Source organism: Enterococcus sp. DIV0682 (assembly GCF_051712685.1).
GTDB lineage: Bacteria > Bacillota > Bacilli > Lactobacillales > Enterococcaceae > Enterococcus > Enterococcus faecalis.
On record NZ_JBIOPK010000001.1, the window covers coordinates 2070771 to 2081629 of the forward strand.

Here is a 10859-nt window from a genome sequence, read left to right on the forward strand (position 1 = left end):
GTTAACTTTTTTTAATTTTTCTTCTCTTCCTATCAGAAACCACTCTTTTTCTTCCTGTCTTTTATTGCAATTCTTTTGTCAGTTTTCTAAACATTATGGTAAATTAGGAAGTAAAGGAGTGACAAAATATGAAAAATTCTACGTTTTTAAAGGATTTGTTTGCTATCGATAAAGCAAATGACGAATTATTTCGGTTAGTTGGTGTCGCAATTTGTATGGCAATTCCATTATTAATTGGTTATTTTTCCAATAATTTACTCATTGGGACCTTTGGCTCGATGGGCATTTATACGTTTATTTATTATCAGCCGCTTCCTTTGCCTCAATTATTGCGCAGACTGAATATTGTTGGCTTTTTTATTGTTCTGGGCAACAGCTTAGGAATGCTAAGTCACCATGTACCTTGGTTGATTCCCATTACAATTGCCATCGTCGCTTTTCTTGCACGCTTACTTTTTAGATTGTATGGCATTGAGAAGCCTGGTGCTTTGTTAGTTATCATGTCAACCGCAATGGGAACAAGCAACAATTTTCCTTTACATAAGATTCCCATCATGGCCAGTTTTGTTCTTTTAGGAGTAGTGACCGGCATTATCATGGGCATTGTGCTTCATTTCATCGACAAGCGCCCCTACGTTTTTCAAAAACGGATGTCTCTTCAAGAACGACTTTATATCGATCCCGCTTCTTTATTAGATGCTTTGCATTATGCGGCCATTTTATTTTTAGCGGCTTATTTAAGTCAATCGCTTCATTTAGTCAATGCCTATTGGATGACGTTTACTTGCGCAGCCATTTTACAAGGGGAAAATTTACATTCTGTGATGCAGCGAAATGTGCAACGGATTCTAGGTACGAGTCTTGGTTTGTTGCTTTCTGCAATTTTATTAATGATTCCCTTTACACCTTTACAAACAATCGGTATCATTAGTATTCTATATGCAGCTTTTGAAGGATTCATTAACAGAAACTATGCGATTGCCAGCTTTTTTATTACCCCGATGTCCTTATTATTATCAAATCTTGCACGACAGCAAGTCATTAGTAATCTTTTAAACTATCGATTAGTCGGGATTGTGTTAGGTAGTTTACTTGGTTTTGCCGGCGCTTATGTTTTCACAACTGCGCTACGTTTCTATAATCGGGCCTACTCAATTGATGAAACCTTTGAAAATCAACAAGAAGAAAGAGGCGTTTTATGAAAATAACTTATCCCTTGCCACCAAATCTGCCAGAACAACTTCCTCTATTAACGAACTGTCAATTAGAAGATGAGGCAATCTTAGAAAATCATTTGTATCAGCAGATTGATTTATCGAATCAAGAAGTTCGTAACTTAGTCTTTCGGGATGCTGTTTTCGATCATCTTTCATTAGCAAATGGCCAGTTTGCTTCTTTTGATTGTAGTAATGTGCGTTTTGAAGCTTGCGATTTTTCTAACGTCGAATGGCTGTCTGGCAGTTTTCATCGAGTGACTTTCCTTCGTTGCAATTTGACAGGAACGAATTTTGCAGATAGCTATTTAAAAGATTGTCTATTTGAGGATTGCAAAGCCGATTATGCTTCTTTTCGTTTTGCAAATTTTAATCTTGTTCACTTTAATCAGACTCGTTTAGTCGAAAGTGAATTTTTCGAGGTCACCTGGAAGAAACTCCTTCTAGAAGCTTGCGATTTAACCGAAAGTAATTGGCTAAATACTTCTTTAAAAGGATTGGATTTTTCCCAAAACACCTTTGAACGCTTGACTTTCTCACCAAACTATTTATCAGGTCTTAAAGTCACCCCTGAACAAGCCATTTATTTGGCAAGTGCCCTTGGTTTGGTGATTACCTAAGAAAATTTTAAAAAAATAGCCGAATAACTGGTTCTGTCGGTTCTTTCTTATTAAATTGTTATTAATTTTTTGGAAAAACCAACGGAACCATTTTACTTGTGCCTTATTTTTAGGTAAACTATCTTAGGTTAAGCAATCTCTTTTTTTGGAACAAGAGAAACTTTTGGAATCATTTCCTATAAATCATGAAGAGATTATGACAAACGTTCTTCTAATCCAAGAACGTCTTTTGTCCTATACTCGATTCTACTCAAAAGGAATGTCAGTGAATGAATATAAAAAAACAAGGCCTCGGTCAAGCGACGGGAAAAATCATTTTAATGGGGGAACACGCCGTTGTTTACGGCGAACCAGCAATCGCCTTTCCTTTTCAAGCGACAGAAATCACAGCCGTCTTTACCCCGGCAAAAACTATGCAGATAGATTGTGCATATTTTACAGGATTGCTTGAAGACGTGCCCCAAGAGCTAGCAAATATCAAGGAAGTTGTTCAGCAAACCTTACATTTTTTAAAGGAAGATACGTTTAAAGGCACTTTGACCTTAACAAGTACGATTCCCGCTGAACGAGGAATGGGCTCAAGCGCAGCAACCGCTGTGGCCATCGTTCGAAGCCTTTTTGATTATTTTGATTACGCTTATACATATCAAGAATTGTTTGAGCTTGTTTCCTTAAGTGAGAAAATTGCTCATGGCAATCCTAGTGGTATCGATGCCGCAGCAACAAGCGGCGCTGATCCCTTATTTTTTACTAGAGGATTTCCGCCCACACATTTCTCGATGAATTTATCTAATGCCTACTTAGTAGTAGCTGATACGGGAATTAAAGGTCAAACACGTGAAGCAGTGAAAGACATTGCGCAGCTAGCTCAAAATAATCCCACAGCAATCGCTGAAACAATGAAACAATTAGGTTCTTTTACTAAAGAAGCGAAGCAGGCAATTTTACAAGATGATAAACAAAAATTAGGTCAGCTAATGACGTTAGCGCAAGAGCAACTCCAGCAATTAACCGTCAGCAACGATATGCTGGATCGACTAGTGGCTCTCTCTCTAGAACATGGCGCTCTAGGAGCAAAATTAACCGGCGGCGGTCGCGGTGGCTGTATGATTGCCTTAACAGATAATAAAAAGACCGCACAAACCATTGCACAGACTTTAGAAGAAAATGGAGCTGTTGCTACATGGATTCAATCATTAGAGGTGAAAAAGTAATGCTTTCAGGAAAAGCACGAGCGCATACAAATATTGCTCTGATTAAATATTGGGGAAAAGCCAATGAAGAATACATTTTACCAATGAATAGTAGTTTATCATTAACATTAGATGCCTTTTACACAGAAACAACTGTGACATTTGATGCCCATTATTCAGAAGATGTATTTATTTTAGATGGTACCTTGCAAAACGAAAAACAAACAAAAAAAGTCAAAGAATTTTTGAACCTTGTTCGTCAACAAGCCGATTGTACTTGGTTTGCAAAAGTGGAAAGTCAAAATTTTGTGCCTACTGCAGCTGGTTTGGCTTCTTCAGCGAGTGGTCTAGCTGCTTTAGCTGGGGCCTGTAACGTAGCCTTAGGATTAAATCTTTCAGCAAAAGACTTATCCCGTTTAGCGCGACGTGGTTCAGGTTCTGCTTGTCGCAGCATTTTTGGTGGTTTTGCTCAATGGAACAAAGGCCACTCTGATGAAACTTCGTTTGCTGAAAATATTCCAGCCAATAATTGGGAAAACGAATTGGCCATGCTCTTTATCTTAATTAACGATGGCGAAAAAGATGTTTCCAGCCGTGATGGAATGAAACGAACAGTAGAAACTTCTAGCTTTTATCAAGGTTGGTTGGACAATGTGGAAAAAGATTTATCCCTAGTTCATGAAGCAATTAAAACAAAAGACTTCCCTCGTTTAGGAGAAATCATTGAAGCCAATGGGTTAAGGATGCATGGAACCACCTTAGGCGCTGTCCCTCCATTTACTTACTGGTCCCCAGGCAGCTTACAAGCGATGGCTTTAGTTCGCCAAGCACGGGCCAAAGGAATTCCTTGCTACTTTACAATGGATGCAGGTCCGAATGTCAAGGTCTTAGTCGAAAAGAAAAACTTAGAAGCATTAAAAACATTTTTAAGTGAACATTTTTCAAAAGAGCAGTTAGTCCCAGCTTTTGCTGGTCCCGGAATTGAATTGTTTGAAACGAAAGGAATGGATAAATAAGCATGATTGAAGTTACTACGCCAGGAAAGTTATTTATTGCAGGAGAATATGCCGTTGTTGAACCTGGTCACCCTGCCATTATCGTTGCTGTGGATCAATTCGTAACTGTAACTGTCGAAGAAACAACAGATGAAGGCAGTATTCAATCTGCACAATACAGCTCTTTACCTATTCGTTGGACACGCCGAAATGGTGAGCTTGTATTAGATATTCGCGAAAATCCTTTTCATTATGTTTTAGCGGCGATTCATCTAACTGAAAAATATGCGCAAGAGCAAAACAAAGAATTGTCATTTTATCATTTAAAAGTGACGAGTGAATTAGATAGTTCAAATGGAAGAAAATATGGTCTTGGTTCAAGCGGTGCGGTAACCGTTGGAACTGTCAAAGCCTTGAATATTTTTTATGATTTAGGTTTGGAAAATGAGGAAATTTTCAAATTATCAGCATTAGCTCACTTAGCCGTTCAAGGAAATGGTTCTTGCGGAGATATCGCCGCCAGCTGTTACGGGGGCTGGATTGCCTTTTCAACCTTCGATCATGATTGGGTCAATCAAAAAGTAGCCACTGAAACATTAACTGATTTGTTAGCAATGGACTGGCCTGAATTAATGATTTTTCCGTTAAAAGTACCGAAACAACTACGTTTACTAATTGGTTGGACAGGTAGTCCTGCGTCCACTTCAGACTTAGTTGATCGAGTCCATCAATCAAAAGAAGAAAAACAAGCGGCTTATGAGCAGTTCTTAATGAAAAGTCGGCTTTGTGTCGAAACAATGATTAATGGCTTTAACACAGGAAAAATTTCTGTTATTCAAAAACAAATTACTAAAAATCGCCAATTGCTCGCCGAATTATCTTCACTGACTGGTGTGGTAATCGAAACAGAAGCCTTGAAAAATCTTTGTGATTTGGCTGAATCTTATACAGGAGCTGCGAAATCTTCTGGCGCTGGCGGGGGCGATTGTGGGATTGTAATTTTCCGCCAAAAATCTGGGATTTTACCATTAATGACTGCTTGGGAAAAAGACGGAATTACCCCACTGCCACTTCACGTCTATACCTATGGTCAAAAGGAGTGTAAGGAGAAGCATGAATCGAAAAGATGAACATCTATCATTAGCTAAAGCGTTCCACAAAGAAAAAAGTAATGACTTTGATCGTGTGCGTTTTGTTCACCAATCGTTTGCTGAATCCGCTGTTAACGAAGTGGATATTTCCACTTCGTTTCTTTCTTTTCAGCTTCCCCAACCTTTTTATGTCAATGCAATGACAGGTGGTAGTCAGCGTGCAAAAGAAATTAATCAGCAATTAGGCATTATTGCCAAAGAAACTGGCCTTTTAGTTGCGACAGGATCTGTCTCGGCAGCGTTAAAAGATGCTAGTTTAGCGGATACGTATCAAATTATGCGAAAAGAAAACCCAGATGGACTCATTTTTGCCAATATTGGTGCAGGCTTGGGTGTGGAAGAAGCAAAGCGAGCGCTTGATTTATTTCAAGCGAATGCCTTACAAATCCATGTAAATGTGCCCCAAGAATTGGTCATGCCTGAAGGAGATCGTGATTTCACTAATTGGCTAACCAAAATTGAAGCTATCGTACAGGCCGTAGAAGTGCCTGTCATTGTCAAAGAGGTTGGCTTTGGCATGAGCCAAGAAACCTTAGAAAAACTTACCTCTATCGGCGTTCAAGCAGCGGATGTGAGCGGCCAAGGCGGAACGAGTTTTACACAAATTGAAAATGCCCGGCGGAAAAAACGAGAACTTTCTTTCTTAGATGATTGGGGGCAATCAACGGTCATCTCTCTTCTGGAATCACAAAATTGGCAAAAGAAACTAACTATTCTCGGTTCTGGCGGTGTGCGTAACTCTCTTGATATTGTCAAAGGACTCGCTTTAGGTGCCAAAAGCATGGGAGTTGCTGGGACTATCTTAGCTTCCCTTATGAGTAAAAATGGTTTAGAAAATACCCTAGCCCTTGTACAGCAATGGCAAGAAGAAGTGAAAATGCTTTATACTCTTTTAGGTAAAAGAACCACAGCTGAGATAAGAACAGCTGAATTGGTGCTCGATCCAATCTTAGTCAATTGGTGCCAACAACGAGGAATTAAATAAAAAAATAAGTAAGGTCTAAGTAAGAATACTTAAATCTTGCTTATTTTTTATTTACCAAAAATTTACTTATTTTCTGTCAAATGTATAATTTGATTTGCATATTGAAACAGATTTTCATCATGGGTTACCATAACTACTGACTTATTACTTTGTGTAACTAAATTTTGTAAATAGTTTACTAAAATCATTCCATTTTCTTGATCTAAATTTCCTGTAGGTTCATCTGCGAAAAGAATATCAAAGGGTTTCAACAAACTTCTAATTAAAGCCACTCTTTGTTGTTCACCTCCACTTAAAAAAGAAACTTTTTTCTTTTTTAAGTTAGACAATTCAAATTTTTCTAAATACGCATCGACAGCTGATTCATCTGTTTCTTTATTAAATTTCAATGCTAATTTAAGATTGTCAAGTACACTCATTGACTCGATTAACCCATAATTTTGAAACATATAACTAATACAGTTTCTTCTCAACAATTGAATTCTTTTATTTGTTAATTCACTTTTATTATAGTAATTCAATATGCCAGAATGCTGATTTTCTAACAAACTCAATTCATTGATTAATGTGGTCTTTCCAGAACCACTTTTTCCAGTTATAATAATGAATTCTCCAAAATCTGCTGTAAAAGAAAAATTGGAAACGATTTGTTTATTCCCTCTCTTAATCGATAAATTCTCAGCTTCAATAATCATAAATACTCTCCTTAAAAAATTCCTTTGTCTTTCTTTTTGAAAAAACAGTAAAACAAATAATATTTAATAAAATTAAATATAAAATAAATACTACATTTAATTGATTTATGCCTAGCCAATATTGAGTGACGATTAACGTAAGTAATTCTAACCCTATCGGAAAAAAAATAACATCCATTGCTTGCTCTACGATTGAATAGCCTAACATTTTTTTTACAAACACTTTTTTTAGATATAAAGTATAGATTCCTGATACAAACAAACTATTTAATGCTGTAAGTAAGACAATCAAAAGAGCTAACTGAACACTATTTTCAATAAAACGTTTCTTATTTCGAAAAATAGCATCGCCAACATTTCTGTAAACAGATTCTGTTGAAATGATTACATTTTGTAAATTTTCTCTTCTAATATCTGTTTGCAACAAATTAAACGGTTCATCTACTCCTATATGTTCAAAATCAATAACCAAACCACCATTTTCAGTTAAAATATTCCCCCAGAATAAACCACTCATAAGATGAGGGTTCATAATTATTGCAATCGGGTCTACAATCATATTTTGATTTTCTTCTGTTCCATAATACGTACTATAAGTAAAATATCTCTGATTATTTTTTACTAAAATAGGTGTTACTTTTATTTCTTTCAATATAATCTCTTGATTCGGTGGTTCTTCTTGTAAATAAAAACGTGTTGCTTCTTCATAATTTTCTTTAATTTTACTTATTAAATGTTTGTACTTTTCTGGAATTAACACGTACAATTCATTTGAATGCGTGTTTATCCTATCTACCTCATTATTATTGACAAAAGCAATTGGATTTCTTTCTAAATAATTTTTATCGATAATAATATCAATTCCACCTGGTTCTGTTAAAAATTCTTCAGCAGTTAACCCCCGCATCTCACCTACATAAATAGGCTTGTTTGCTTTGTTTTTTTGGAGTTCTACGTAGTTGTAAGGTGCTACAATAAATGTAGGATATTTTTTGGAAATATTATGATAAAATTTTTGAGCCTTCTCAAGATAAGCCTTTTCCTCCTGTTGATTATTTCTGTTTAATTAGTCAAGTCCAGACTCCTGTGTAAAATGCTATACAATGTTTTTACCATTTCTACTTATCAAAATTGATGTATTTTCTTGAAGAATAAATCCATTCATCATGTAGGTCCATAAGAACGGCTCCAATTAAGCGATTGGCTGATGTTTGATTGGGGAAGATGCGAATAATCTTTTCTCTTCTGCGTACTTCTTGATTCAGTCGTTCAATTAGATTGGTACTCTTTAGTCGATTGTGGGAATTTCCTTGTACGGTATATTGAAAGGCGTCTTCGAATCCATCATCCAATGATGCGCAAGCTTTTGAATATTTTGGTTGATCGATATAATCATGAATCAATCGATTTTTAGCCTCACGCGCTAAGTTAATATCTGTGAACTTAAAAATTCCTTTAACAGCTTCTCTGAAAGATTTTGAATTTTTTTTAGGAATGGTGGTAAAGATATTTCTTAGGAAGTGAACTTGGCATCTTTGCCAACTTACGTTGGTGAAGGATTTTCTAATGGCAGAGACTAATCCTTTGTGCGCATCAGAAATAACGAGTTCCGTACCTTGTAAACCGCGTTCTTTTAGGTATTCAAAAAATGTTGTCCAGGTCTCTTCGCTTTCGCCACTTTGAATCATGAAGCCGATAATTTCACGGTCGCCATCTTTGGTTATTCCAATCGCTATATGACAGCTTTTTGAGAGTACTCGATTTTCTTCTCGTACTTTTATATAGAGTACATCGGTCATTAAGTAAGGATAATTTTTTTCTGATAATAAACGATTCTGCCACTCGTTAACCATAGGTTCTAGCTGTTCTGTTAAGCTAGAAACGAAGGACTTAGAGACGGATTTACCACAAAGTTCTTCCACAATTTTTGATACTTTACGAGTTGAAACGCCTGATACATACATTTCCAACATTGAAGCCATGAGGGCTTTTTCGTTTCGTTGATAACGTTCAAACACTGTGGGTGAAAAATGGCCATCACGTGTTCTGGGTACTTTTAATTCTAGCGTGCCTACACGTGTCGTAAAGCTGCGCTCATAATAGCCATTTCGTTGACTTTGTCGGTTTTCTGTTCGTTCATATTCTTTTGCTTGAATATATTCTGTTCGTTGATTTTCCATTAGTTGATTAAATACCGTTGTTAAAATATTTTTAGAAACGTCATCCTTTACAGAATATTCAATAATGCTTTGAATCTCTTCGCTTTTCAGTGTAAAATGTACTTGGGTCATGTAAAAGTCCTCCTGGGTATGTTTTTGTCGTTAAAAACATTGTACCGTAAAAGGACTGTTATATGGCCTTTTTACTTTTACACAATTATACGGACTTTATCGTTTAATTGATTCGTAATTCTCAAGGTATATAACTTTTTTGTCTGTAGCCAATTTTCTTCTTGTAAATTTAACTTAACTAATTTTTGAAAATTATTTTGTGTAACCATAGATTGTTTAAAAAACAGTGTTAAAGAAAGAACTAACAAAACTGCTAAAACAGCTAATGCTACTCTTCCTCTAAAAAAACCTTTTATTATATTTATAATGTTAATATTTTGTATCAAAATTCCCATTAACAATAAATAAACCAAACTTAACAGCAAAACAGCACTAGTAGTATATAGAATTGTTTTTACTATTAGTGTTCTATCTACGGTCCAAAAACGAATGATACAAAATGTGCTTGCTAACAAAAAACCAGATAGAACCGGTAAAAAATTCCTAAACGAAGCAATTAGCATACTTTTCAAAGGATACCCCAACATTTTTTTTATAGCAACCACTTTTTTTTGGGTAAATACTAACATAACAAGGCTTATACTAAAGAAAAGCACTAAATAAAGTAGAATAGTTAATTGGATATCGTCAGCATTTAATATTGAAGCTTTTATTGATTCTTGCACTGTAACATGTCCATAATTTTTGAATACCTCAATGAATTTCTTTAAATCCCCTTTAACATAAAAAACGCTACCCATGCCTACATTTTTCAATTGGAAAAATGAAAATAAATTAACTTCCATAAGATTATTAGGAATTTTCAACCTTCCTATATTGTTTTTCCCGCTCCTATTTGAAGCAAACTTAGTCGAATTATTTGTAGGATATCCCCCAGATTCTAACTTTAATTGTTTCTGTGGATTTGCCGAAATAATCATTAGTTTATTTATCTCAGTAAAGTTATATTGAGCCACTGTACTTTTTGTTTCTAAAGAAACTTTTTGTAATTCTTCGGCTAACTTATCGGTATCTTTATCTTTATCATAAGTTATATGGAGTTCCTTTACGTCATCATATAACAGATTTTCTAAAAGATTATTTTCTAAAACAATAAATAAAGTAAACATTGATAATGTGAATATCACACTACTCAATAAAAAAATTAACTTTTTTAGCATCTCTTTTCTTCCCTAATCAATAATTATTTTCTTATTATAAAAAATAGCTTGGAATATAAGAACTAATTTATATTCCAAGCTTATTATTTAATAAATATTCCACCAACCTGTATTTCCTCTTAACGTTGCATTACAAGTAGCATAAGCTCGTCTCCCAGCTCTTTGTTTGTCTCGGACAGAGCCTCCCCAACCATTCTTTGCTGTAGCACTGTGAGTTAATCTTCCGTGAGAGTAACTAGCCCATACTTTAAAGCCATTTACTCCACAAGAAAAATCTCCGCCCCCTGCAGCAGCTCTAAATTTAGTTTTGTATTCATCAGGTTCTCCAACAAAAGTTGCATCCATTCCACCACCAGCTATTGCCTCACTGTCCTCATTCCCGTTAGCATAAGCATACCCACGTCCAAAGACTGATACAACAACCAACAAACCTAAAAGAATAATTTTCCTCATAAAAACACCCCTTAATTAAGAATAAATTAATTATACTATAATCAAAAATAAATTAAAAGGGTTTTCAAAAAAAAATTAATAAATATTTTATAAAAATAACGA

General features: G+C 35.4%; 11 protein-coding genes. 6 read left to right on the top strand and 5 right to left on the bottom strand.

Translation table 11 applies throughout. From position 1 onward, the window contains the following. Positions 1-128 precede the first annotated feature (128 nt). The 6 genes from IGK96_RS09975 to fni all read left to right on the top strand — a co-directional run bounded on the left by IGK96_RS09975 (position 129) and on the right by fni (position 6158). Positions 129-1202: an FUSC family protein gene (locus IGK96_RS09975; RefSeq protein WP_002355782.1), complete on the top strand. Its 1074-nt coding sequence runs from the start codon at positions 129-131 to the stop codon at positions 1200-1202. Next, a complete protein-coding gene (locus IGK96_RS09980) occupies positions 1199-1834 on the top strand; it encodes a pentapeptide repeat-containing protein (protein ID WP_002376088.1) in 636 nt (211 codons plus the stop codon). Before IGK96_RS09975 ends, IGK96_RS09980 begins: the two co-directional genes overlap by 4 nt. 269 nt (positions 1835-2103) lie before the next feature. Continuing rightward, positions 2104-3048, top strand: a complete 945-nt coding sequence (gene mvk, locus IGK96_RS09985) for a mevalonate kinase (RefSeq protein WP_002355780.1) — start codon at positions 2104-2106, stop codon at positions 3046-3048. Next, positions 3048-4043: a diphosphomevalonate decarboxylase gene (gene mvaD, locus IGK96_RS09990; RefSeq protein WP_071646856.1), complete on the top strand. Its 996-nt coding sequence runs from the start codon at positions 3048-3050 to the stop codon at positions 4041-4043. The genes mvk and mvaD overlap by 1 nt, the downstream gene beginning before the upstream one ends. 2 nt (positions 4044-4045) lie before the next feature. Continuing rightward, positions 4046-5152, top strand: coding sequence for a phosphomevalonate kinase (locus IGK96_RS09995; protein WP_002355777.1), 1107 nt, complete (start codon positions 4046-4048; stop codon positions 5150-5152). Then, positions 5136-6158, top strand: coding sequence for a type 2 isopentenyl-diphosphate Delta-isomerase (gene fni / locus IGK96_RS10000; RefSeq protein ID WP_010828616.1), 1023 nt, complete (start codon positions 5136-5138; stop codon positions 6156-6158). The genes IGK96_RS09995 and fni overlap by 17 nt, the downstream gene beginning before the upstream one ends. 62 nt (positions 6159-6220) lie before the next feature. Here fni and IGK96_RS10005 read toward each other — a convergent pair whose 3' ends face one another. The 5 genes from IGK96_RS10005 to IGK96_RS10025 form a co-directional block, all read right to left on the bottom strand. Continuing rightward, the gene (locus tag IGK96_RS10005; RefSeq protein ID WP_010828615.1) at positions 6221-6853 is read right to left on the bottom strand and encodes an ABC transporter ATP-binding protein; all 633 of its coding nucleotides are present in this window, start codon (positions 6851-6853) and stop codon (positions 6221-6223) included. After that, positions 6843-7760 (bottom strand): hypothetical protein, encoded by a 918-nt coding sequence (locus IGK96_RS10010; RefSeq protein ID WP_113851320.1) that lies wholly within the window; start codon positions 7758-7760, stop codon positions 6843-6845. Before IGK96_RS10010 ends, IGK96_RS10005 begins: the two co-directional genes overlap by 11 nt. A 211-nt stretch (positions 7761-7971) precedes the next feature. After that, the gene (locus IGK96_RS10015; protein ID WP_000195429.1) at positions 7972-9144 is read right to left on the bottom strand and encodes an IS256-like element IS256 family transposase; all 1173 of its coding nucleotides are present in this window, start codon (positions 9142-9144) and stop codon (positions 7972-7974) included. A gap of 77 nt (positions 9145-9221) precedes the next feature. Continuing rightward, positions 9222-10304, bottom strand: coding sequence for a hypothetical protein (locus IGK96_RS10020; RefSeq protein WP_113851319.1), 1083 nt, complete (start codon positions 10302-10304; stop codon positions 9222-9224). A gap of 87 nt (positions 10305-10391) precedes the next feature. Beyond that, positions 10392-10757, bottom strand: a complete 366-nt coding sequence (locus tag IGK96_RS10025; protein ID WP_010828612.1) for a lactococcin 972 family bacteriocin — start codon at positions 10755-10757, stop codon at positions 10392-10394. Positions 10758-10859: the final 102 nt, after the last annotated feature.

Coding starts and splice junctions, on each gene's coding strand:
- IGK96_RS09975 (WP_002355782.1), top strand. CDS start 129: ATGAAAAATTCTACGTTTTTAAAGGATTTGTTTGCTATCGATAAAGCA.
- IGK96_RS09980 (WP_002376088.1), top strand. CDS start 1,199: ATGAAAATAACTTATCCCTTGCCACCAAATCTGCCAGAACAACTTCCT.
- mvk (WP_002355780.1), top strand. CDS start 2,104: ATGAATATAAAAAAACAAGGCCTCGGTCAAGCGACGGGAAAAATCATT.
- mvaD (WP_071646856.1), top strand. CDS start 3,048: ATGCTTTCAGGAAAAGCACGAGCGCATACAAATATTGCTCTGATTAAA.
- IGK96_RS09995 (WP_002355777.1), top strand. CDS start 4,046: ATGATTGAAGTTACTACGCCAGGAAAGTTATTTATTGCAGGAGAATAT.
- fni (WP_010828616.1), top strand. CDS start 5,136: ATGAATCGAAAAGATGAACATCTATCATTAGCTAAAGCGTTCCACAAA.
- IGK96_RS10005 (WP_010828615.1), bottom strand. CDS start 6,853: ATGATTATTGAAGCTGAGAATTTATCGATTAAGAGAGGGAATAAACAA.
- IGK96_RS10010 (WP_113851320.1), bottom strand. CDS start 7,760: ATGCGGGGGTTAACTGCTGAAGAATTTTTAACAGAACCAGGTGGAATT.
- IGK96_RS10015 (WP_000195429.1), bottom strand. CDS start 9,144: ATGACCCAAGTACATTTTACACTGAAAAGCGAAGAGATTCAAAGCATT.
- IGK96_RS10020 (WP_113851319.1), bottom strand. CDS start 10,304: ATGCTAAAAAAGTTAATTTTTTTATTGAGTAGTGTGATATTCACATTA.
- IGK96_RS10025 (WP_010828612.1), bottom strand. CDS start 10,757: ATGAGGAAAATTATTCTTTTAGGTTTGTTGGTTGTTGTATCAGTCTTT.